The sequence below is a fragment of the Streptomyces sp. NPDC032721 genome (genome assembly GCF_055579625.1).
The window spans coordinates 284,191-304,867 of record NZ_JBVIMX010000002.1 but is presented as its reverse complement, the minus strand read 5'-3'; the positions used below and the strand labels follow the sequence as shown (position 1 = coordinate 304,867).

22 protein-coding genes are annotated in these 20,677 nt (G+C 70.3%); 5 read left to right on the top strand and 17 right to left on the bottom strand.

Translation table 11 applies throughout. From position 1 onward, the window contains the following. Positions 1 to 80 precede the first annotated feature (80 nt). The 6 genes from ACZ5PB_RS07550 to leuA all read right to left on the bottom strand — a co-directional run bounded on the left by ACZ5PB_RS07550 (position 81) and on the right by leuA (position 5,674). Complete coding sequence (locus ACZ5PB_RS07550; RefSeq protein ID WP_468688675.1) at positions 81 to 932, bottom strand: isoprenyl transferase; 852 nt, start codon at positions 930 to 932, stop codon at positions 81 to 83. 22 nt (positions 933 to 954) lie between these two features. Beyond that, positions 955 to 1,704: a DNA repair protein RecO gene (recO, locus tag ACZ5PB_RS07545; protein WP_468688674.1), complete on the bottom strand. Its 750-nt coding sequence runs from the start codon at positions 1,702 to 1,704 to the stop codon at positions 955 to 957. 56 nt (positions 1,705 to 1,760) lie between these two features. After that, complete coding sequence (locus tag ACZ5PB_RS07540; RefSeq protein WP_468688672.1) at positions 1,761 to 1,979, bottom strand: hypothetical protein; 219 nt, start codon at positions 1,977 to 1,979, stop codon at positions 1,761 to 1,763. Between the two features lie 192 nt (positions 1,980 to 2,171). After that, positions 2,172 to 2,966 (bottom strand): hypothetical protein, encoded by a 795-nt coding sequence (locus tag ACZ5PB_RS07535; RefSeq protein ID WP_468688670.1) that lies wholly within the window; start codon positions 2,964 to 2,966, stop codon positions 2,172 to 2,174. A gap of 22 nt (positions 2,967 to 2,988) precedes the next feature. Further along, the gene (locus tag ACZ5PB_RS07530) at positions 2,989 to 3,759 is read right to left on the bottom strand and encodes a TerB family tellurite resistance protein (RefSeq protein ID WP_468688668.1); all 771 of its coding nucleotides are present in this window, start codon (positions 3,757 to 3,759) and stop codon (positions 2,989 to 2,991) included. Between the two features lie 154 nt (positions 3,760 to 3,913). Then, the gene (gene leuA, locus ACZ5PB_RS07525; protein WP_468688667.1) at positions 3,914 to 5,674 is read right to left on the bottom strand and encodes a 2-isopropylmalate synthase; all 1,761 of its coding nucleotides are present in this window, start codon (positions 5,672 to 5,674) and stop codon (positions 3,914 to 3,916) included. 318 nt (positions 5,675 to 5,992) lie between these two features. Here leuA and ACZ5PB_RS07520 point away from each other — a divergent pair, with 318 nt between their 5' ends. From ACZ5PB_RS07520 to ACZ5PB_RS07510, 3 genes are all read left to right on the top strand, one after another. After that, complete coding sequence (locus ACZ5PB_RS07520; protein ID WP_468688666.1) at positions 5,993 to 7,054, top strand: M4 family metallopeptidase; 1,062 nt, start codon at positions 5,993 to 5,995, stop codon at positions 7,052 to 7,054. 100 nt (positions 7,055 to 7,154) lie between these two features. Then, positions 7,155 to 7,427 carry a protealysin inhibitor emfourin gene (locus ACZ5PB_RS07515; RefSeq protein ID WP_468688665.1) on the top strand — a complete coding sequence of 91 codons (273 nt, stop codon included), beginning with the start codon at positions 7,155 to 7,157 and terminating at the stop codon, positions 7,425 to 7,427. Between the two features lie 80 nt (positions 7,428 to 7,507). Further along, positions 7,508 to 8,878: a GH1 family beta-glucosidase gene (locus ACZ5PB_RS07510; protein WP_468688664.1), complete on the top strand. Its 1,371-nt coding sequence runs from the start codon at positions 7,508 to 7,510 to the stop codon at positions 8,876 to 8,878. Here ACZ5PB_RS07510 and ACZ5PB_RS07505 read toward each other — a convergent pair. Beyond that, positions 8,862 to 9,032 carry a hypothetical protein gene (locus ACZ5PB_RS07505; protein WP_468688662.1) on the bottom strand — a complete coding sequence of 57 codons (171 nt, stop codon included), beginning with the start codon at positions 9,030 to 9,032 and terminating at the stop codon, positions 8,862 to 8,864. The genes ACZ5PB_RS07510 and ACZ5PB_RS07505 overlap by 17 nt on opposite strands. Between ACZ5PB_RS07505 and ACZ5PB_RS07500 the strand changes: the two genes are divergently transcribed. Further along, positions 9,019 to 10,200 carry an MFS transporter gene (locus ACZ5PB_RS07500; RefSeq protein WP_468688916.1) on the top strand — a complete coding sequence of 394 codons (1,182 nt, stop codon included), beginning with the start codon at positions 9,019 to 9,021 and terminating at the stop codon, positions 10,198 to 10,200. The genes ACZ5PB_RS07505 and ACZ5PB_RS07500 overlap by 14 nt on opposite strands. Before the next feature lie 28 nt (positions 10,201 to 10,228). Here the strand turns inward: ACZ5PB_RS07500 and era are convergent, their stop codons facing one another. The 5 genes from era to ACZ5PB_RS07475 all read right to left on the bottom strand — a co-directional run bounded on the left by era (position 10,229) and on the right by ACZ5PB_RS07475 (position 14,217). Then, entirely contained in the window at positions 10,229 to 11,182 is a 954-nt protein-coding gene (gene era, locus ACZ5PB_RS07495; RefSeq protein ID WP_468688660.1) for a GTPase Era, read from the bottom strand. An 84-nt stretch (positions 11,183 to 11,266) separates the two neighbouring features. Then, the gene (locus ACZ5PB_RS07490; protein WP_468688659.1) at positions 11,267 to 11,629 is read right to left on the bottom strand and encodes a transglycosylase family protein; all 363 of its coding nucleotides are present in this window, start codon (positions 11,627 to 11,629) and stop codon (positions 11,267 to 11,269) included. Between the two features lie 294 nt (positions 11,630 to 11,923). Continuing rightward, complete coding sequence (locus ACZ5PB_RS07485; protein ID WP_468688658.1) at positions 11,924 to 12,289, bottom strand: cytidine deaminase; 366 nt, start codon at positions 12,287 to 12,289, stop codon at positions 11,924 to 11,926. A gap of 106 nt (positions 12,290 to 12,395) precedes the next feature. Beyond that, positions 12,396 to 13,169, bottom strand: a complete 774-nt coding sequence (locus ACZ5PB_RS07480; RefSeq protein WP_468688657.1) for a hypothetical protein — start codon at positions 13,167 to 13,169, stop codon at positions 12,396 to 12,398. A 127-nt stretch (positions 13,170 to 13,296) separates the two neighbouring features. Further along, positions 13,297 to 14,217 (bottom strand): helix-turn-helix transcriptional regulator, encoded by a 921-nt coding sequence (locus ACZ5PB_RS07475; RefSeq protein ID WP_468688656.1) that lies wholly within the window; start codon positions 14,215 to 14,217, stop codon positions 13,297 to 13,299. An 87-nt stretch (positions 14,218 to 14,304) separates the two neighbouring features. Here ACZ5PB_RS07475 and ACZ5PB_RS07470 point away from each other — a divergent pair, with 87 nt between their 5' ends. Further along, positions 14,305 to 15,750, top strand: a complete 1,446-nt coding sequence (locus ACZ5PB_RS07470; RefSeq protein WP_468688655.1) for an MFS transporter — start codon at positions 14,305 to 14,307, stop codon at positions 15,748 to 15,750. A gap of 51 nt (positions 15,751 to 15,801) precedes the next feature. On the opposite strand, the gene ACZ5PB_RS07465 is transcribed toward ACZ5PB_RS07470, so the two are convergent. From ACZ5PB_RS07465 to ACZ5PB_RS07445, 5 genes are all read right to left on the bottom strand, one after another. Further along, positions 15,802 to 16,158, bottom strand: a complete 357-nt coding sequence (locus ACZ5PB_RS07465) for an MmcQ/YjbR family DNA-binding protein (RefSeq protein ID WP_468688654.1) — start codon at positions 16,156 to 16,158, stop codon at positions 15,802 to 15,804. Beyond that, positions 16,155 to 17,456 carry a hemolysin family protein gene (locus ACZ5PB_RS07460; protein ID WP_468688652.1) on the bottom strand — a complete coding sequence of 434 codons (1,302 nt, stop codon included), beginning with the start codon at positions 17,454 to 17,456 and terminating at the stop codon, positions 16,155 to 16,157. Before ACZ5PB_RS07460 ends, ACZ5PB_RS07465 begins: the two co-directional genes overlap by 4 nt. After that, positions 17,453 to 17,950, bottom strand: a complete 498-nt coding sequence (gene ybeY / locus ACZ5PB_RS07455; RefSeq protein WP_468688650.1) for an rRNA maturation RNase YbeY — start codon at positions 17,948 to 17,950, stop codon at positions 17,453 to 17,455. The genes ACZ5PB_RS07460 and ybeY overlap by 4 nt, the downstream gene beginning before the upstream one ends. A 14-nt stretch (positions 17,951 to 17,964) precedes the next feature. Further along, complete coding sequence (locus ACZ5PB_RS07450) at positions 17,965 to 19,029, bottom strand: PhoH family protein (protein WP_468688648.1); 1,065 nt, start codon at positions 19,027 to 19,029, stop codon at positions 17,965 to 17,967. A 112-nt stretch (positions 19,030 to 19,141) separates the two neighbouring features. Beyond that, positions 19,142 to 20,194, bottom strand: coding sequence for a carbohydrate kinase family protein (locus ACZ5PB_RS07445; protein WP_468688915.1), 1,053 nt, complete (start codon positions 20,192 to 20,194; stop codon positions 19,142 to 19,144). Between the last annotated feature and the right edge of the window lie 483 nt (positions 20,195 to 20,677).

Genomic DNA, 20,677 nt, shown 5'->3' with positions numbered 1-20,677 from the left:
CAACTCCCGCCCCGGGAGGCCGGTCCGGTGCGGCCGGCACCTCCCTCTTCGGCCGAATAATACTGCCGGCAGCGGGACCATCAGCCCTGTTCGGGAACCTGCGGAACGGGCGAAATCTCCTGCTCCCGCTGCTCGTTGGGAACGGCTCCGCCGAACCTCCGGTCACGCTGGGCATACGTGTAACAGGCGTCCCAGAGGTTGCGCCGGTCGAAGTCGGGCCACAGCACGTCCTGGAAGACCATCTCGGCGTACGCGCTCTGCCAGAGCAGGTAGTTGGAGGTGCGCTGCTCACCGCTGGGGCGCAGGAACAGGTCCACGTCCGGCATGTCCGGGTAGTACATGTACTTGGCGAAGGTCTTCTCGTTGACCTTCGCGGGGTCGAGCTTTCCGGCGGCGACGTCGCGGGCGATGGCCTGCGCGGCGTCCGCGATCTCGGCCCGGCCGCCGTAGTTGACGCAGAAGTACAGGGTCATCGCGTCGTTGTCGACGGTCTGCTCCTGGGCGACCTGGAGCTCCTGGACGACCGACTTCCACATCTTCGGCATCCGCCCGACCCAGCGGATGCGGATGCCGAGTTCGTTCATCTCGTCGCGGCGGCGGCGGATGACGTCGCGGTTGAAGTTCATCAGGAAGCGGACCTCGTCGGGGGTGCGCTTCCAGTTCTCGGTGGAGAAGGCGTACAGGGAGAGGTTCTTGACGCCCATCTCCAGGCAGCCCTTGAGGACGTCGAGGACGACGCCCTCGCCGACCTTGTGGCCCTCGGTACGGGGCAGGCCGCGCTCCTTGGCCCACCGCCCGTTGCCGTCCATGACGATCGCCACGTGCTCCGGGATCAGCTCGCCGGGGATCTTCGGGGGGCGCGCACCGGACGGGTGCGGCTCGGGAACCTTGTACTCGCGCCGGTTGCGTCCCAGGATTCCGCGTCGTGCCATGGGTCGTGTCTCCCTTGTTGCCTTACGTCTTCTCTACGTACCGCAGCGAGCGCAGTCCGCGCTCCAGGTGCCAGTGCAGATACGCCGACACCAGCCCGCTGCCCTCGCGCGCGTGCCTCGGCTCGCACGCGTCGGCCGCCGCCCAGTCCCCCGTGAGCAGTGCGCTCAACAGCCCTACGGCCTCCGCAGAGGGTACGACGCTGCCCGGCACCCGGCAGTCACCGCATATGACTCCGCCCGCCGAGACGGAGAACAGCCGGTTCGGCCCGTCGATGCCGCACTTGGCACAGGTGTCGAAGCTGGGGGCGTACCCGTTGACCGCGAGCGAGCGCAGCAGGAACGCGTCCAGGATCAGGTTCGGCGCGTGCTCGGCGCGCGACAGGGTGCGCAGTCCGCCCACCAGGAGCAGGTACTGCTGTACGGCGGGCTCGCCCTCGTGGTCGGTGAACCGCTCGGCGGTCTCCAGCATGGCCGTACCGGCGGTGTAGCGGGCGTAGTCGGTGACGATGCCACTGCCGTACGGGGCGATGATCTCGCCCTGTGTGCAGAGCGGCAGCCCCCGGCCCACGAGCTCGCTGCCGCGCGCGAAGAACTGCACGTCCACGTGGCTGAAGGGCTCCAGGCGGGCCCCGAACTTGGACTTCGTACGCCGCACCCCCCGGGCAACGGCACGGATCCGCCCGTGGTGGCGGGTGAGCAGGGTAATAATCCGGTCCGCTTCGCCCAGTTTCTGGGTGCGTAGGACGATGCCGTCGTCGCGGAACAGGCTCATGGGAACCATTGTCCCGTACATCAGCACAAGGCCGGGACGGGACAGGGCACGGGCCCCTAGGGCAGTTCCCCCCGGCTTCTGGCGTTGACGTAGGCCGTGGTGGCGCTGAGGCGTTCGGCGGTGGTGGCGGGGCGGACGTCGTCGTGGTCGCAGTTCCACTCGCGGCCCGCGCCCACCGGGACCAGCCGCAGCAGCCGGCCGACCCTGGCGACGACGCTGCCGACCCGTCCGGTGGCGAGGTCCACCACGTACGAGCCGAGCGGCGGCGGCTTCACCGCTCCCCTGCCCCGGCCGTCGGCGGCACGATGCGGGCCCCCTCCAGCACCGCACGCAACTTCTTCACATTTCCCTCCGCCTGTTCGACTCATTCCGCAGAGCGTTGCGGCATTTCCATCATTGCCATGGCTTCCCGGCCGGAATGGATTTCACGTTTCGCATTACGCGGAGGAGGCGGAATGGCTACTCTCCTAGTGATCCATGACCTCTTCGCGGGACTTCACGTCGACCTCGTTCAGAATCAGAAAGTGCCGGTCCTTTTCCGTCATGAACTTGAGGAATCCGGGCTCGGCCTCCAGCACATATCCCAGCAGGGGGGCCGACCGCCCGGCCACCTCGACCCGCTCCAGCGGCATCCACGGAGTGCGCACCAGGGCCGCGCTGATGAGCATGGCCCCGATCACCAGGCTCATCACCAGTCCCATGAGGTGCTGCCCGACCCAGCGGGACGCCGCACCGACCTGCCCGTGCTGTCCCCGGGCCAGGACGCCCAGGAAGACCATCACGGCCGTCACGCCCAACGAGACCGGCAGCAGCCACCAGGCGTGGAAGCTCCCGATGTACGCGGCCACCCCGGCCAGCACGATCGCGAGCATCCCCACCCCGGCCAGATCCACCCGGTAGCGGCCCCGGCTCCCGCTCCCCGTGGGCACGCCCTCCGCCGCACCCCGCCGGATCCGTACCGTCAGGAGATAACCGCCGACCACCCGGAAGAGGAAAGCCGGCAGCAGTACGGCGAGCAGAACCGCCGCGACCACCGAATCGGCCATTACCGTGCCGAGCACGATTCCGATGCTGTCTTCCAGATCAAGGGTGTGCAGTACGGCGAATGCGGTGTGCCACTGATATCCGGAAACCGCGAACAGCCGGAGCATCAGGAAGAGGAAGGCCGCCGTGGTGAGCGTGAGCCCGCTCCACCCGTGTTCCCGCTCCCGCTCGTGCTCCGGGACCGGCCCGCGCGCCGCATCGGTCTCTGTGTGTGCCATGCGGCCAAAACTGCCACAGCGGTCAGGACGGAGTGCGCGCCGCCGCCAGCAGTCGTGCCGTGTCGTCCGCGCACAGTTGGAGTGCCGCACCGACGGTGGTGAGTACGTCCCGCTCGGCCGGGCTGTAGGGGCCGTCGGCGAGCGCGATCCGGGCACCCTGCAGCAGGATCGACTCCCGCCCCGCGGGAGCGAGGTGGGGGGCGAGCGGTTCGAGGGCCTCGTGCAGTTCGATGGCGAGACCGGCGCTGTACGGGCCGTCCTGGCCGTAGGGGCCGCCGTCCTGGCCGTACGGACCGCCGTCCTGGCCGCCCGTGCCCGTGCCCGCGCCTTCGCCGCCCGGCAGGTAGCGCCCGGTGTCCTGGGAGAGTGCCTCGATGAGGTAGCTGAGCCCTTCCTCCGTACAGTCCTCGAAGCCGGCGGAGCGGACCGTGGCCGCCGCCGTACCGGTCACCGTGGGAGAGGACGTACCACCGGCGGCGAGGACCGCGAGGGCGACCGTGTGGACGGCGTCGCGCAGCATCGCGGAGAAGCGGACGGTGGTGGGGTGGTCGAGCGTCTCGGTGCCGAACCGGCCGTCACAGGAGGCGCATTGGACGACGGGCCCGGTGAAACCGCGCGCGAGGAGCGGGATGCCGAGGACGGCGAGACGCCGACGGCCGGTACGGCGCGCGTAGTTGCGGTCGCCGCCGCAGCCGGGGCAGAAGAACTCTCCGTCGCCGACGGTGGTCCAGGTGGTGCGGACGCCCCACAGGCTGCCCCACGGGCTGAGCGATCGGCCTCGCACTGGCAGCACGGCGCACCTCCGTAACGCTTCGGCATCTTTGCCGGGGTTGGACGTGATGTTAGCCACATCCGGCGGGCCCCGTCAGCACCCCGGGAAAAGACGCCGGTCCCGCCCACCGCACTGGTGGCCGGGACCGGCTGGAAACAGCGGGGGTACGCCCGGGTCAGCGCGCGGCCCGGTTCACCGCGGAGACAACTGCCTTGAGGGAGGCCCGAGTCGTGTTCGGGTCGATGCCGATGCCCCACAGGACCTTTCCGTCGATGGCGCACTCGATGTACGAGGCTGCCTGCGCGGACGCGCCCTCGCTCATGGTGTGCTCCTGGTAGTCCAGCAGCCTGGCGTCGACCCCGACGGCGGCCAGCGCCTCGAAGAAGGCGGAGATCGGACCGTTGCCGACACCGGTCAGCACGGTCTCCTCGCCGTCCACGACCGCTTCCACGGTCAGGGTGTCCCGGCCGTCGGTGTCGGTCGTGGTCTGGCCGGAGTTGACCTGAATACGACCCCACGGGTTCTCGGCGTTGGGCAGGTACTCGTCGCGGAAGACCGACCAGATGGCCTTCGGGGTGACCTCGCCGCCCTCGGAGTCCGTCTTCTGCTGGATGATCCGCGAGAACTCGATCTGCATGCGGCGCGGCAGGTCCAGCTTGTGGTCGTTCTTCAGGACGTACGCGATGCCGCCCTTGCCGGACTGCGAGTTGACCCGGATGACGGCCTCGTAGGAGCGGCCGACGTCCTTGGGGTCGATCGGCAGGTACGGGACGGCCCACTCGATGTCGTCGACGGACTTGCCCTGCTTCGCCGCGTCCGCCTCCATGGCGTCGAAGCCCTTCTTGATGGCGTCCTGGTGGGAGCCGGAGAAGGCGGTGTAGACCAGGTCGCCCGCGTAGGGGTGGCGCGGGTGGACCTCCATCTGGTTGCAGTACTCGCTGGTGCGGCGGATCTCGTCGATCTGCGAGAAGTCGATCTGCGGGTCGACGCCCTGCGAGAAGAGGTTCATGCCCAGGGTGACCAGGTCGACGTTGCCGGTGCGCTCGCCCTGGCCGAACAGGCAGCCCTCGACGCGGTCGGCGCCGGCCATCAGCGCCAGTTCGGCGGCGGCGACGGCGGTGCCCCGGTCGTTGTGCGGGTGCACGGACAGGCAGACATGCTCGCGGCGGGTCAGGTTGCGGGACATCCACTCGAAGCGGTCCGCGTGGGTGGACGGCGTCGAACGCTCCACGGTGGCGGGCAGGTTGAGGATGATCTCCCGGCCCTCCTCCGGTCCCCATACGTCACATACGGCCTCGCAGACCTCCAGGGCGAAGTCCAGCTCGGTGTCGGTGAAGATCTCCGGCGAGTACTGGTAGCCGAAGATCGTCTCGGGGCCGAGGATCTTCTCCGCGTACTCCATGACCAGCCGGGTGCCGTCCACGGCGATCTGCTTGACCTGGTCCTTCGTGCCGCGGAAGACGACCCGGCGGAAGGTCGGCGCGGTCGCGTTGTACAGGTGGACGGTGGCCCGGTGGGCGCCGCGCAGGGACTCCACGGTCCGCTCGATCAGTTCCTCGCGGGCCTGGGTCAGGACGGAGATCGTCACGTCCTCGGGGATCGCACCCTCTTCGATGATCGAGCGTACGAAGTTGAAGTCGGTGTCGCCGGAGGACGGGAAGCCGACCTCGATCTCCTTGTAGCCCATCCGCACCAGCAGGTCGAACATCTCGCGCTTGCGGGCGGGCGACATGGGGTCGATCAGAGCCTGGTTGCCGTCGCGCAGGTCGGTGGAGAGCCAGCGGGGCGCCTTGGTGATGCGGGCCTCGGGCCAGGTCCGGTCGGGGATGGCGACCGCGTCGTAACCGGCGTACTTGTGGACCGGCATGCCGGACGGCTTCTGGGTGTGCGTGGCGTTGGTGATCGGCGTGGGCGAACCAACGGACTGCTCGGTCATTGCGTAGGGCTCCTCGGGTCTCCTGCAAGGGGACGGCCGACTTCGTTGAGCGCAGCACCAGATCCCGCGGGGAGGGAGTCGGCCTACGACTACAGGCCCTCGCCGCGGCAGCTAAGGAGAAGCAGCCCGAAACGCATGATGTGCCGCAGCCTAACCGAGGGGCGGCGAGGATGCCGTTCCCGTATCAGTATGCAAGACCTGCATGAGACTGTATTGATGTCGGCGAAACAGTGATCCATCCCTCGAAGCGTTGAAATATGACGCAAATTTCCGTCGCAGGTAGTGACACAGCCATGACCCAGTGCCACATTGCTCGCCATGGAAGCCATCCATCCCGTTTTCTGCACCATCGTGCCGCCCCACGTCCTCGACAAGCTCGCGCGTGCCGAGGACCCCGCGCTCGCCGGTCCTGCCCGCCGCACCCTTGAGGCGGACGCCGCGCAGCGCACCCACCGCCGGCTGACCACGGTCATCGGCGCACCGTCGATCGCCCCCGCGCCGGGGGCCGCCGACAACAAGGTCCACCGCACCATCTACGACGCCCGCAACCGGCGCGAACTGCCGGGCCGTGTCGTACGGAAGGAGGGCGAGAAGCCCACCAAGGACGCCACGGTCAACCGTGCGTACGCCGGTCTCGGCGCCACCTTCGACCTGCTCCTGAAGGCCTTCGAACGCAACTCCATCGACGGCAACGGCCTGCCGCTGAACGCGACCGTGCACTTCGACAGGGAGTACGGGAACGCCTTCTGGGACGGCGAGCAGATGGTCTTCGGCGACGGTGACGGGGAGATCTTCCTCGACTTCACCCTCCCCGTCGACGTCATCGGCCACGAGCTGGCCCACGGCCTGACCCAGTACACGGCGAACTTCACCTACTTCGGCCAGCCGGGCGCGCTCAACGAGTCCGTGTCCGACGTGATCGGTTCGCTGGTCAAGCAGTACGTCAACGACCAGACGGCGCACGACGCCGACTGGCTGATCGGCGCCGGGCTGCTCGCCGAGCGGGTCACCGGTGTGGCGCTGCGCTCGATGAAGGCCCCGGGCACGGCGTACGACGACGACGTCCTGGGCAAGGACCCGCAGCCCGCGACGATGGACGACTACGTCACCACCGGCCGCGACAACGGCGGCGTGCACATCAACTCCGGCATCCCCAACCACGCGTTCTACCTCCTCGCCGACGCGCTCGGCGGCAAGGCGTGGGAGCGGGCGGGGCAGATCTGGTACGACACCCTGACCGCGGGGACGCTCACCGTCACACCGACCTTCGCGGACTTCGCGCGGGCCACGGTGGTGGCCGCCCGCACCAGGTTCGGCGAGGGCGAGGAGCTCCAGGCGCTGCTCAAGGCGTGGGAGCAGGTCGGGGTTCCGTCGCACTGACTCGGCGCGGGGTGACCGCGCGCGGCAATGACCTGACTCGGATTCCGCGCGCGGCAACGCCCTCTATCGGCGAGGCCTCCCTCGTACTAGAACGGACCCCATGCGTATCCAGGTAGTCCGTACGGGAGGTTTCGCCGGGATCGAGCGCCGGGCCGAGGTCGACACCTCCGCCCGGCCCGATGCCGCCGCATGGCACGCCCTGGCCACCGAGGCGCTCGCCCCGGGCCAGGGCCTTCGTCTGCCGCCGACCGGGATCGCGGACGGATTCAGTTACGAGATCACGGTGGACGGGCGGACCGTCCACTGCGCGGACCCCCATCTCACCGAACCGCAGCGGGAGTTGATCTCACGCGTGCTGAAGGAAGGTGCCTAGCGGGGCTCCCCCGCAAAAGATGAAGATCTTTCACGTTTGATCGTTGACAGGGTTACCCAGCGGTATCCACCATCTCCCTCATGACAACGCCGCCCGCCGCGCCCCGGTCCCCGCTGCCCCGTTTCCCCGCCAACTTCCTCTGGGGAGTGTCGACCTCGGCCCACCAGATCGAGGGCGCGGTCGCCGAGGACGGCCGGGGCCCGTCCTCCTGGGACGCCTTCGCCGCCACGCCAGGACGCATCAAGGACGGCTCCGACGCGGCCGTGGCCGTCGACCACTACCACCGCTACCCGGAGGACGTGGCCCTGCTGAAGGACCTCGGGGTGGACGGCTACCGCTTCTCCGTCTCCTGGTCCCGGGTGCTCCCCCAGGGCGCGGGCGCCGTCAACACGGCGGGGCTCGACTTCTACGACCGGCTGGTCGACGCCCTGTGCGACGCGGGCATACGCCCCGTACCGACGCTGTTCCACTGGGACACCCCGCTCGCCCTGGAGCAGGCGGGCGGCTGGCTGGAGCGGGACACCGCGCACCGGTTCGCGGAGTACACGGAGGTGGTCGCGGACCGCCTCGGCGACCGGATCGGCCGCTGGATCACCCTGAACGAGCCCGCCGAACTCACCATGCTGGGCCACGCCCTGGGCGAGCACGCCCCCGGCAAACGGCTCCTGTTCGACGCCCTGCCCGTCGCCCACCACCAGCTCCTGGCGCACGGCCTGGCGGTGGAGGTGCTGCGCGCGCGGGGCTCCGGAAGCATCGGCATCGCCAACTCGCACGGCCCCACCTGGGCCGCCTCCGGCTCGGACGAGGACAAGGCCGCCGCCGACTTCTACGACCTGCTCCTCAACCGGCTCTTCGCCGACCCGATCCTGCTCGGCGAGTACCCGGAGGGCATCGCCGACATGCTGCCCGGCCCGGTCGCCGACGACCTGAAGCTGATCTCGCAGCCGCTGGACTGGTACGGGATGAACTTCTACCAGCCGACCAGGGTGGGCGCCCCCGACCCGGACGCCTCCACCGACTTCGCCGGCATCACCATCCCCCCGGAGATGCCCTTCTCGGTGCGCCCGGTCGAGAGCGAGCGGCGCACCGCCTTCGACTGGGCGGTGGTTCCCGAGGCCCTGACCGAACTCCTCGTCTCCTTCCGCGACCGCTACGGCGAGAGCCTGCCGCCGGTGGTCATCACCGAGAACGGCTGCAGCTACGAGGGCATCGACGACCAGGACCGCATCAGCTACCTCGACGGCCACCTGCGGGCGCTGCACCGGGCGATGGACGAGGGCGTCGACGTACGCGGGTACTTCGTGTGGTCGCTGATGGACAACTGGGAGTGGGCGGAGGGGTACGCGCAGCGCTTCGGCCTGGTCCACATCGACTACGAGGGCGGCACCCTGGACCGCACCCCGAAGGCGTCGTACGGCTGGCTGCGGGACGCGCTCAGGGCGCAACGGTGACGACCGCCCCCGGCACGTCCGAGGAGGGCGGTACGTCAGGGAAGGGCGGCATGTCGGGGGAGGACGGCATGTCGGGGGAGGGCGCCCCCGCCGCCCTGCGGTAACCCTCCGCGGAGGTCTCGCGCGGCTGGACGAGGACGCTGTCGCTGGCCAACGGAGCGATCTGGGTGGGCTGGTTCGGCCCGATCCAGATCCTCCTCGCCCTCCAGGCGGCCGAGATCGCCCCGGGCACGGGGATGTCGAAGGAGTCGGTGCTGGCCTGGGTGACGGGCATCGGCGCCACCGTCTCGATGCTCTCCAGCCCGGTCTTCGGCGCCCTCTCGGACCGTACGGCCTCACGCTTCGGGCGTCGTACGCCGTGGATCGTGGGCGGTGTCGGCTCGGGCGCCGCCGCGCTGGTCCTGCTCTCGCTGGCCCCCGGCATCGTCACGATGACGCTGGGCTGGTGCCTGGTGCAGCTGACGCTGAACGCCGCGTTCGCCGCGATCACCGCGTCGGTGCCGGACCGGGTGCCGCACCGGCAGCGGGGTGTGGTCGGCGGCTGGCTGGGGGCGGCGCAGATCCTGGGTGTGGTGGTCGGCACGGGGCTGGCGACGGTGGGCGGCGGGGTGGTCGCGGGGTACGCGGCGTGCGCGGTGTTCTGCGTGGTGGGGGTGCTGCCCTTCGTGCTCCGCCACAGGGACCCGGTGCTGGACCGGGCGGCCCGCCCGCCCTTCGCGTGGGGCGCCTTCGTCCGGTCGTTCTGGCTGAGCCCGCGTACGTATCCCGACCTGGGCTGGGCCTGGCTGACCCGGTTCCTGATCAACCTGGGCAACGCGATCGCCCTGCTCTACCTCCTGTACTACCTGCGCGACCGGCTGCACCACGACGACCCGGAGACCGGCGTACTGATCCTGACCGCCGTCAACGGGGTGACGCTCCTGGCGACGGTGGTGGTCAGCGGGTCCTGGTCGGACCGGGTGGGCCGCCGCAAGCCGTTCGTCCTGTGGGCGGGCGTCCTGATGGCGGCGGCGACCGCCCTGCTCGCCGTCTGGCAGACGTGGCCGGGGGCGCTGGTCGCGGCGGCGCTGCTGGGCGTCGGCTTCGGGGTGTTCACCTCGGTGGACTTCGCCCTGATGACCGATGTCCTGCCCAGGGCCGCGGACCGGGGCAAGGACCTCGGCCTCATCAACGTCGCCAACTCCCTGCCCCAGGTGGCCGCCCCGGCGGTGGCGGCCCCGATCGTCACCGGCTTCGGCGGGTACGTGGGGCTCTACGCGATCGCGGCGGGGGTGGGGCTGGTGGGAGCGCTGCTGGTGACCCGGATCCGGGGAGTCCGGTAGCCCGACGGCACCAGGCGGCGCCTCATCCTCAGAAGCCCAGCTTGCGCAGCTGCTTGGGGTCCCGCTGCCAGTCCTTGGCGACCTTCACATGGAGGTCGAGGAAGACCGGCGTCCCCAGCAGCGCCTCGATCTGCTTGCGCGACTTCATCCCGACGTCCTTCAGCCGCTGCCCCTTCGGGCCGATGATGATGCCCTTCTGGCTGGGGCGCTCGATGTAGACGTTCGCGTGGATGTCCAGCAGCGGCTTGTCGGCCGGGCGGTCCTCCCGGGGGATCATCTCCTCGACGACGACCGCGATCGAGTGCGGCAGCTCGTCGCGCACACCCTCCAGCGCCGCCTCGCGGATCAGTTCCGCGACCATCACCATCTCCGGCTCGTCCGTGAGGTCGCCCTCCGGGTACAGCGGCGGGCTCTCCGGCAGCATCGGTGCGATCAGGTCCGCCAGCAGCGACACCTGCGAGTCCCCGACCGCCGACACCGGCACGATCTCCGCCCATGCGATGCCCAGCTCGCGGCCGAGCTCGTCGATCGCCAGGAGCTGCTCGCGCAGCTGCTTGGGCGAGACGAGGTCGGTCTTGGTCACGATGGCGATCTTCGGGGTCTTCCTGATCCCGGCGAGTTCCTTGGCGATGAACTTGTCACCGGGGCCGAGCTTCTGGTCCGCGGGCACGCAGAAGCCGATCACGTCGACCTCGGCCCAGGTCGTACGGACGACGTCGTTGAGCCGCTCGCCGAGCAGCGTGCGCGGCTTGTGGAGGCCGGGGGTGTCGACCAGGATCAGCTGCGCGTCCGGCCGGTGCACGATGCCGCGCACCGTGTGCCTGGTGGTCTGCGGGCGGCTGGAGGTGATGGCCACCTTCTTGCCGACCAGAGCGTTCGTGAGGGTGGACTTGCCCGCGTTGGGGCGGCCCACGAAGCAGGCGAAACCGGCCCGGTGCGGGGCGGGGCCGGCTGCGGGGTTTTCGGGAGTACGAGCGCTCATGGCGCCCATTCTCCCCGATGTACGACGAAGGGCCGACCAGAGGTCGGCCCTTCGGGACGGGAGGGGTTGCCTCAGGCGGTGGCCTCAGGCCAGTCCGCCCTTGACGCCGCAGGAGCCCCAGGCGCCCGCGCCCTGGGACGCGAGGACCTTCTCGGCGACGGAGATCTGCTCCGCCTGGCTCGCCTGGTGCGCGCTCGGCGCGTGCGCGGTGCCGCCGAAGGCCGCCCAGGTCTGCTGGGTGAACTGGAGGCCGCCGTAGTAGCCGTTGCCGGTGTTGGTGGCCCAGTTGCCGCCCGACTCGCACGCCGCGACCGCCGACCAGTTGGCACCGGAGGCGGCGGAGGCGCTGCCCGAACCGGCGAGGACCGTGGCCGCCGCGGCGCTTGCCATGACGACGGAACCGGTGATGCGGCGGGCAACGGTGGAACGGATCAGGGAGGAGAACACGCAGTGACCTAACTCTGGGGGACGTGGTCCGCCGAGCCGGGGCTTCGCTTGCTGCCCCGTTCGGCGTTCCTCCACAGTCCCAGCGCGGCGACGCCCGATCCACGGACCTTCGCGAGTGCCCGGGGGGCCGAAGGTCCCGCCCCCACGGCCCGCCCCGGAGGGCCGAAAGACCCGGGCCGAAGGTCCCGCCGCGCGCACCACGCGCCCGGAACGCCCCCGCCGCCAAGATCGCCCGAAGGGCCTCCCGGCCCCCGCCCGGGGCCTGCGTGTGCTACGTCACGCCGGGCGTGCCGCTCAGACCTCGCTGCGCCCCCGCAGGACCCCGTCCGCCCCCGCGACCAGCACCGGAGTGCCCGCGCCGCCCAGATCACGTACCGCCGAGAGGTCGGCCTCCGCCGCGCCCTCGGCCGCCGTGACGACCGCCGCCGCCTCCAGCGACCCCGCCCCGCTCGCCACGGCCATCGCCACGGCCGTCTGGAGCGCGCTCAGCCGCAGCGAGTCGAGCGCGACGGTCCCGGCGACGTACGTACGGCCGGTCTCGTCGCGTACGGCAGCGCCTTCCGGCACCCCGTTGCGGGCCCTGGTGCTGCGGGCGAGCGTGATGAGCTTCTGGTCCTCGGGGTCGAGGGTGATGTTCTGCGGAGTCTCGGCTGTGGTCATGGCTCCGAGCATAGGAAGCCCCGGAGCGGGACCGCCCGACGGGGCGGGCGTTCCTGCCGTCCGGTCGGGCGTTCTTCCCGTCCGGTCCGGCGTTCCTGCCGTCCGGTCAGGCCTTCTTGCCGTCCGGGCCGGCCTTGGTGGCCTTCTCGGTCTTGGCGACGGCCTTGGTGAAGGCGTCGGCGAAGGCCTGTACGTCGGCCTTCGTGAAGCTGATCTCCATGACGGAGACGACCGCTCCGCCCACGCGCGCGTTGGCCAGGTCGAACTGCATGACCGGCATCTCCGGGTCCTCCGAGGTGAACTTCAGCCGCACGCCCTGCGAGCCCTGACCGGCCGCAGGCACGGAGAGGTCCTCGTACTTCACGGTGACCTTGGCGCCCTCGGAGTCGGTGGCGGTGAAGTTGCGGCACTTCTCCGGCAGCGGCTGGTTCTTGATCAGCTTCGTGGCCTCGGCCTCGGTGTAGGCGGTGACCCCGTTGACCATGAACGGGCCCTCCTCCGACTTGGTGAAGCCGATGACCCCGGTCTGCTGCGGCTTGGGGCCCTGCTCGGCGCCCACCACACCGTCGAGGAGGAACTGGCACTCCTTCTTGTCCGCCTTGCCCATGCCGAACTCGCCGTTGCCCGCCTCGGTGGAGGAGATCTCGCTGTCCTTGCTCCAGCCGGTGGGCATCTCCTTCACCTCCAGCAGGGCGGACTCCACCTGGCGCTGGGTGAGCGGCGCGACGGGCTGGGGCTTGGGCGTGGCCGACTTCGTCGCCGTGGTCTTCTTCGCGGCGGACTTCTCCTCCGCGTCCGCGGCACCCCCGCACGCGGTGGCGAGGAAGAGGGACGAGGCGGCCAGGGCGATGCCGGAGGCGCGGAGGGTACGGGTACGCACGAGTGCTCCTGAAGAGGATGTTCGAATATCCCGGCAAACTTAAATGGGAAGTAAAGAAACACCAAATCCGCACAAGTTTGCACGCCAGAGGCCCTGGGGCAGCCCTTTGGTCCCTGGGCCCCCTGGGCTACCCCGCGACCGGGTACATCCCCTCGCGCCGTCCCTCCGGCGTCGCCAGCCACTCCAGCTTCTCCGCCGTGCCGGTGTCCGCGCGCGGGGTGTGCAGCACGATCACCAGGTCGGGGCGGGCCGGGATACGCAGCTGGGTGGCCTCGAAGGACAGGTCGCCGACCAGCGGGTGCGCCAGGTCCTTGCGCAGCAGGCCGCCGGGGGCGATGTCCCGCCGTTCCCACAGCTCGGCGAACTCCTCGCTCGCCGCCTTCGCCTCCCGTACGACCGCCTGGAAGCCGTCGTCCTCGCCGCGCTCCGAGCACGCCGCCCGGAACTGGGCGACCACCTGCGGCGCCAGCTCCCGCCAGCGGGCGGCGCGGGAGCGGTAGACGGGGTCGGTGAAGAACGCGATCAGGCAGTTCTGCACGATGTCGGGGCGCAGACCCAGCACGGCGGCGGCCGCGTCGTTGTAGATGACGGTGTTCCAGTACGCGTCCATGATGTGCGCCGGGAACGGCATCCACGCGTCGATCAGCCTGCGCAGCCCCGCGCACATGTCGGCGTCGGCGGGATCCACCTCGGGGGCGGGCGGGTTGAGACCGGCGAGTACGTAGAGGTGGCGGCGTTCGGCGCTGTTGAGGCGCAGCACCCTGCCCACGGAGTCGAGCACCTGCGGCGAGACGGTGATGTCGCGGCCCTGCTCCAGCCACTGGTACCAGCTGACCCCCACCCCGGCGAGCACCGCGACCTCCTCGCGGCGCAGCCCGGGGGTGCGGCGGCGGGCCCCGCCGTCGGGCAGTCCGGCCTCGGCGGGGGTGACGCGGGCGCGGCGGCTGCGCAGGAACTCGCGGAGTTCGCCCAGCCGGTGCGCCTTCATGTCCGTACCGCCTGCCGGGCCCGATATCGCGTCGGTGGACTTCGGTGCCGGTGTCGCCATGCTGCGGTTCCCCCCTGGGTGGTGGTGCGGGCACCAGGATAAGTACCCGCTCCCCACGGGTATTCCGGCGGTTCCAGAGTGTGGGTCATGGCACTCGACACCGCTCCCTCCCCTTCGTCCCCAGCTTCGTCCCCGGCTTCGTCCCCGGCCCGGACGCGCCCCGGCGCTCCGGCCGGTTCCCCGCTCACCCCCGGCCGTTCCGCCCTGGTCCTGTTCGTGCTGTGCGCGGCGCAGTTCATGGTCTCGCTGGACTTCTCCGTACTGAACGTGGCGCTGCCCGCCCTCGGCGCCGACCTCGGCATGAGCCAGTCCGCGCTCCAGTGGGCGGTCACCGCCTTCGCACTGCCGTCGGGCGGCTTCCTGCTGCTCTTCGGGCGCACCGGTGACCTGTTCGGCCGCCGCAAGCTGTTCCTGACCGGACTCGTCGTCTTCGGCGCGGCCTCGGTGCTGGCCGCTTTCGCCTGGAACCCGGCGGTCTTCCTGGCCGCCCGCGCCCTGCAAGGACTGGGTGCCGCCGCGATCGTGCCGACCGGCATGTCCCTGCTGACCACCACTTTCCCGGAGGGCCCGCAGCGCGACCGGGCGCTGGGCATCAGCGGCACCCTGCTCTCGCTGGGCTTCACCGTCGGCATGCTGGCGGGCGGTGTGATGACCGACTTCCTCGGCTGGCGCTCGACGATGGGGCTGCTGGCCCTGTTCACCCTGATCGTGCTGCCGCTGGCGCCGGGCGTGCTCGGCGAGTCCCGTACCCCCGAGCGGCCGAAGCTGGACGTTCCCGGCGCGGTCACCGTCACCGGCGGTCTGCTCGCCCTGATCTACAGCCTGTCCTCGGCGGCCCAGCGCGGCTTCGGCGACCTGGACGTGCCTCTCACGCTGGCCGCCGGCCTCGCCCTGCTCGTCGCGTTCGTGGTGATCGAGTCGCGCTCCGCCCAGCCGCTGGTGTCGCTGCCGATGCTGCGCCGTCCTTCGGTCGCCTGGGGCAACCTGGGCGGTCTGCTCACCTTCTCGCTGATGACCACGGTCGTCTTCGTACTGACCCTGTACCTCCAGGAGGTACTGCACCTCTCGGCGGCCATGACCGGTCTGGTCTTCGGTGTGCAGGGTGTGCTGTCGGTGCTCGCCGGAATGCTCGCCCCGAAGGTGATCGGCCGGATCGGCGCCCGCCGCACCCTGTGGATCTCGCTCCTCGCCCAGGGAGTGCTGACGGCCGGGCTGCTCGGCATCGGCGCCTCCTCGGGCGCGCTCCTCGCCACGGCCGCGGTGTCCCTGTCGAGCATGGCCCACCTCGGCGCGATCATCGCGTACGGACTGACCGTCACCTCCGGCGTACCGGATCACGAGCAGGGCCTGGCGACCGGTCTGGTCACCACCACCCAGCAGGTCAGCATCACGGTCGGGATCCCGCTGCTCGGTGTCCTGGCCACCACCCAGGGCGATCTGCTCGGCGGGGCCCGGCTGGTGCTGGGCATCGCGTCGGGGCTGCTGATCGCCGGTGCGGCACTGATCGCGGTGGGACTGCGCCGCAAGGTCTGATCAGCCGGTACGGACAGGCACGTTCGGACGAGCACGTTCGGACGAGCACGTTCAAGGGCGGTCCAGCCTCAGCCGGACCGCCCTCGGCATGCCCGCCACCACCAGGTCGTACGAATCCTCGATCAGCTCGCGCACGAGCCGGTCGGGGAGCGAGCCGTCGAGGGTGACGGTGTTCCAGTGGCGCTTGTTCATGTGCCAGCCGGGGACGATGGCGGGGTGCTCGGCGCGCAGCCGCAGCGCGTCCTGGGGCTCGCACTTGAGGTTGACGCTCAGCGGTGCGGCGTCCAGGGCGCTCAGCGCGAACATCTTGCCCAGCACCTTGAAGACGGACGTCTCCGGCGTGAAGGGGAACTCCTCGACGGCTTCGTTGAATTCGAGGCAGAAGGCGCGGAGTTGTTCGGGCGTCATGCGGGAGCGTCCTTGCCCTTGTCGTCGGGGTCCACCGGCTCGGCGAGCACCGTCACGATTCTGTTCCGGCGGCCCGCGGGCGATTCCGCCGTCAGCCGCAGCGCCCGCCCGTCGGGCAGGTCGACGAGGGCCGAGGCGCCCGCGATCGGCACCCTGCCGAGCGCCTTCGCCAGCAGTCCGCCGACCGTCTCGACGTCCTCGTCGTCGAACTCGTCGAGCCCGTAGAGCTCCCCGAGGTCGTCGATGTCGAGCCGGGCGGTGACCCGGAAGCGGCCGTCGCCGAGGTCGTCCACCTGGGCGACCTCGCGGTCGTACTCGTCGGTGATCTCGCCGACGATCTCCTCCAGGATGTCCTCGATGGTGACGATGCCGGCGGTGCCGCCGTACTCGTCGATGACGACGGCGACGTGGTTGCGCTCCTGCTGCATCTCGCGCAGCAGGTCACCGGCGTTCTTGGTGTCGGGTACGAAGACGGCGGGGCGCATCGCGGTGGAGACCAGGTCGGCCTCGGCGTCGCGGTTGATGTGCGTCTTGCGGACCAGGTCCTTGAGGTAGACGACACCCACCACGTCGTCCTCGTTCTCGCCGGTCACCGGGATGCGGGAGAAGCCGGAGCGCAGCGCGAGCGTCAGAGCCTGCCGGACCGTCTTGAACCGCTCGATGGAGACCAGGTCCGTGCGCGGCACCATCACCTCGCGCACCAGGGTGTCGCCCAGCTCGAAGACGGAGTGGACCATGCGGCGCTCGTCGTCCTCGATGAGCGACTCCTGCTCGGCGAGGTCGACCATGGCGCGCAGTTCGGCCTCACTGGCGAAGGGGCCCTTGCGGAAGCCCTTTCCGGGGGTGAGGGCGTTGCCGATGAGGATGAGCAGCTGCGGGATCGGGCCCATGATGCGGGCCAGCGGCAGCAGTACGTACGCGGAGGCGGTGGCGGTGTTCAGCGGGTGCTGGCGGCCGATGGTGCGCGGCGAGACGCCCACGGCGACGTAACTCACCAGGACCATCACCGCGATGGCGACCAGCAGCGCTTCCCAGGTCTTCTCGAAGAGTTCCAGGAAGCCGTACGTGACCAGGACGCCCGCCGCCATCTCGCAGGCGACGCGCACCAGCAGTGCCACGTTCAGGTAGCGGGTGGGGTCGGCGGCGACCTGGGCCAGTTTCGCGCTGCCGCGTCTGCCCGCCCGCCGGGCCTCGTCGGCCCGGAAGGTGGAGACGCGGGCGATGCCGGCCTCCGCGCACGCCGCCAGCCAGGCGACGACGACCAGCGCGACGGCGCCGAGGATCAGCTGGGCGCTCATGACACGGTCGGCGCCGGGGAGGGGCCGGTGTGGCCCTTCTCCGCCCGCCAGCCGTCGACGATGGCCGCCTGGAGGCCGAACATCTCGGTCTTCTCCTCGGGCACCTCGTGGTCGTAACCGAGGAGGTGGAGCACCCCGTGCACGGTCAGGAGCTGGAGCTCCTCGTCCATGGAGTGCTCGGTGGGGGCGTCCTTGCCCTGCTGCTCGGCGACCTCGGGGCAGAGCACGATGTCACCGAGGAGCCCCTGCGGGGGCTCCTCGTCGTCCTTCGCCGGCGGACGCAGTTCGTCCATCGGGAAGGACATGACATCGGTCGGTCCCGGCAGGTCCATCCACTGGATGTGGAGCTGCTCCATGGCGTCGGCGTCCACGACGATCACCGAGAGTTCGGAGAGCGGGTGGATGCGCATCCGGGTCAGGGCGTAGCGGGCGATGTCGAGGATCGCCTGCTCGTCGACCTCGGTTCCGGACTCGTTGTTGACGTCGATCGACATGGTGCGCTTCTGCTCTACTTCCCGGTTGCGCCGCCCTGCCCGTTCCGGGTCCCGGTGCGGCTGTCGTACTGCTCGTACGCGTCGACGATACGGCCGACGAGCTTGTGCCGTACGACATCCTCCGACGTGAGCCGCGAGAAGTGGATGTCCGGGACGTCCCCGAGGATGTCCTGGACCTGGCGCAGACCGCTCTTGGTGCCGTTCGGCAGGTCGACCTGGGTGACGTCACCGGTGATGACGATCTTCGAGTCGAAGCCGAGCCGGGTGAGGAACATCTTCATCTGCTCGGTGCTGGTGTTCTGCGCCTCGTCGAGGACGACGAACGCGTTGTTCAGCGTGCGTCCGCGCATGTACGCCAGGGGGGCCACCTCGATCGTCCCGGCCGCCATCAGACGGGGGATGGTCTCGGGGTCCAGCATGTCGTGCAGCGCGTCGTAGAGCGGGCGCAGATACGGGTCGATCTTGTCGAAGAGGGTGCCCGGGAGGAAGCCGAGGCGCTCACCCGCCTCGACGGCCGGGCGGGTCAGGATGATCCGGTCGACCTGCTTGGACTGGAGCGCCTGGACCGCCTTCGCCATGGCGAGGTAGGTCTTGCCGGTGCCCGCGGGGCCGATGCCGAAGACGACGGTGTTCTTGTCGATGGCGTCGACGTACCGCTTCTGGTTGAGCGTCTTGGGGCGGATGGTGCGGCCGCGGTGGGAAAGGATGTTCTGGGTGAGTACGTCGGCGGGGGTCTCGGTGACGGCCTGGCCGTTCTTCCCGCCGGTGTCGGTACCGGTCCCGTTGCCGTTCGCCCTGAGCATGGCGATCGAGCGTTCCACTGCGTCCTCCGTCATCGGCGCTCCGGTGCGGAGCACCAGCATCATCTGGTCGAACAGCCGCTGGATCAGGGCGACTTCCGCCGTGTCCCCGGTAGCGCTGATCTCATTGCCCCGGACGTGGATGTCGGCCGCCGGGAAGGCCTCTTCGATCACGCGCAGCAGTGCGTCGCCGGATCCCAGGATCATCACCATGGGGTGAGTGGCGGGGATCTTGAACTCGGCGCGGGCCTGCGGCCGACGTGTGGGTGTCTGAGTCATGGGCCGGCACTGTGGCCTGCACATACCTCCCGTTGCAGGGTTCTCGCTGCTCGACAACCTCTGGATTCCCAAGCGTACGACTCACCGCTGACATCACCGAGGGGTTTTACCCTCAGGCCCGGAAACCGATGGTCGGCACGGCCCTGCGCAGCGGCCACGGCCTGGCGTCGGCGGGGAGGATGCCCTCCAGGAACGCGTACCGGCGCAGCGCCTCCTGGTCCTGGGCCCGGTACCCGCGCACCTGCTGCCACCAGGCGCCGATCTCCGCCCAGCCGGGCGCGGACAGGGAGCCGCCAAACTCCTGGACGGAGAGGGCGGCGGTCAGCCCGGCGAAGGCCAGCCGGTCGGCGAGCGGCCAGCCCGCCAGGGTGCCGGTGACGAATCCGGCGACGAAGACGTCCCCGGCGCCGGTCGGGTCCAGTGCCTCCACGGCGATGGCGGGCACCTCGGCGCTCTCGCCGGTCGCCCCGTCCACGGCGTAGGCGCCTTCGGCGCCGAGGGTGACGACGGCGAGCGGCACCTTGTCGGCCAGCTTGTGGGCGGCCCTGCGGGGGCAGTCGGTGCGGGTGTAGCGCATGGCTTCGCCGGCGTTGGGGAGGAAGGCCTCGCAGTGCTCCAGGTCGGCGAGTCCGGCCAGGTCCCAGCGCCCGGTGTCGTCCCAGCCGACGTCGGCGAAGACGCGGGCGCCGTTGCGGGCGGCGGACTCCACCCACTCCTGCCGGTGCCCGGGGACCAGGGAGGCGATGGCGGCACGCGCGCGTGGGGGGCAGGCGGGGAAGGGTGCGGGGCCGCCGGGCGGCGGGGCCTCGTGGCCGTGGGAGACCATCGTGCGCTCGCCCTCGTACGCCATGGAGACGGTCACCGGGGAGTGCCAGCCGGGCACGGTGCGCGACATGCCGAGGTCGATGCCCTCGCCGTCGGCCAGGGCGTCCCAGCAGTACTCGCCGTAGTGGTCGTCGCCGAAGGCGGCGGCGAGCGCGGTGCGCAGGCCGAGGCGGGCCAGGGCGGTGGCCATGTTGGCGACGCCGCCGGGGCTGGAGCCCATGCCCCGGGCCCAGGACTCGGTGCCGCGCACGGGGGCGCTGTCGAGGCCGGTGAAGATGATGTCGAGGAAGACCGTGCCGGTGAGGAACACGTCGCAGCAGGGGCCGCCGGGGGCGCGCAGACCGTCGAGCGGGTCGAGTCTCGCGGCGCTGCCCGGCGCGTGCTGGTGCCCGCCGGAGGTGACCTTCTCGCCGTGGTGGTCGCCGTAGTGGTGGTGCGTGCTCACTTGCGCTCCCCGTGGTGCGATGCGTGTGCTGCTGTTGGTGTGGTGCGGTGCGCACTGTTGGTTGCGGTGCGCGCTGTGCCCTGTGCGGCCGCCGTTTTGCGGCCAGTGTGCACGATCGACGCGCTTCGGCGGAGCACTGTGAACAGGGCGTGACGGGCGCGCCGGACAAGCCGAGAGAACCGGAAAATCCGCGCGTATACCCGGCTCGATTCCCGCCAAACACAATGTGTCGCAGGTCACAGCCTGTTTTCCCTTTTCCTGTGGTCTGCGCGCTTGATAAGAATTGGGCCGCGTTCCTGTCCGTCGACGGTCGCTCAACCCCTTTCCTCCATGGCCGTCATGACGTCCTGTCATTACGCACGTCTCCTCCAGGAATGC

Bases quoted from the DNA above. Each gene is read 5' to 3' on its own strand.
- ACZ5PB_RS07475 (WP_468688656.1), bottom strand. From the start codon at position 14,217: ATGGCGACACCGGCACCGAAGTCCACCGACGCGATATCGGGCCCGGCA.
- recO (WP_468688674.1), bottom strand. From the start codon at position 1,704: ATGAGCCTGTTCCGCGACGACGGCATCGTCCTACGCACCCAGAAACTG.
- era (WP_468688660.1), bottom strand. From the start codon at position 11,182: ATGAGCGCTCGTACTCCCGAAAACCCCGCAGCCGGCCCCGCCCCGCAC.
- ACZ5PB_RS07465 (WP_468688654.1), bottom strand. From the start codon at position 16,158: ATGACGCCCGAACAACTCCGCGCCTTCTGCCTCGAATTCAACGAAGCC.
- leuA (WP_468688667.1), bottom strand. From the start codon at position 5,674: ATGACCGAGCAGTCCGTTGGTTCGCCCACGCCGATCACCAACGCCACG.
- ACZ5PB_RS07470 (WP_468688655.1), top strand. From the start codon at position 14,305: ATGGCACTCGACACCGCTCCCTCCCCTTCGTCCCCAGCTTCGTCCCCG.
- ACZ5PB_RS07510 (WP_468688664.1), top strand. From the start codon at position 7,508: ATGACAACGCCGCCCGCCGCGCCCCGGTCCCCGCTGCCCCGTTTCCCC.
- ACZ5PB_RS07460 (WP_468688652.1), bottom strand. From the start codon at position 17,456: ATGAGCGCCCAGCTGATCCTCGGCGCCGTCGCGCTGGTCGTCGTCGCC.
- ACZ5PB_RS07550 (WP_468688675.1), bottom strand. From the start codon at position 932: ATGGCACGACGCGGAATCCTGGGACGCAACCGGCGCGAGTACAAGGTT.
- ACZ5PB_RS07535 (WP_468688670.1), bottom strand. From the start codon at position 2,966: ATGGCACACACAGAGACCGATGCGGCGCGCGGGCCGGTCCCGGAGCAC.
- ACZ5PB_RS07520 (WP_468688666.1), top strand. From the start codon at position 5,993: ATGGAAGCCATCCATCCCGTTTTCTGCACCATCGTGCCGCCCCACGTC.
- ybeY (WP_468688650.1), bottom strand. From the start codon at position 17,950: ATGTCGATCGACGTCAACAACGAGTCCGGAACCGAGGTCGACGAGCAG.
- ACZ5PB_RS07450 (WP_468688648.1), bottom strand. From the start codon at position 19,029: ATGACTCAGACACCCACACGTCGGCCGCAGGCCCGCGCCGAGTTCAAG.
- ACZ5PB_RS07515 (WP_468688665.1), top strand. From the start codon at position 7,155: ATGCGTATCCAGGTAGTCCGTACGGGAGGTTTCGCCGGGATCGAGCGC.
- ACZ5PB_RS07485 (WP_468688658.1), bottom strand. From the start codon at position 12,289: ATGACCACAGCCGAGACTCCGCAGAACATCACCCTCGACCCCGAGGAC.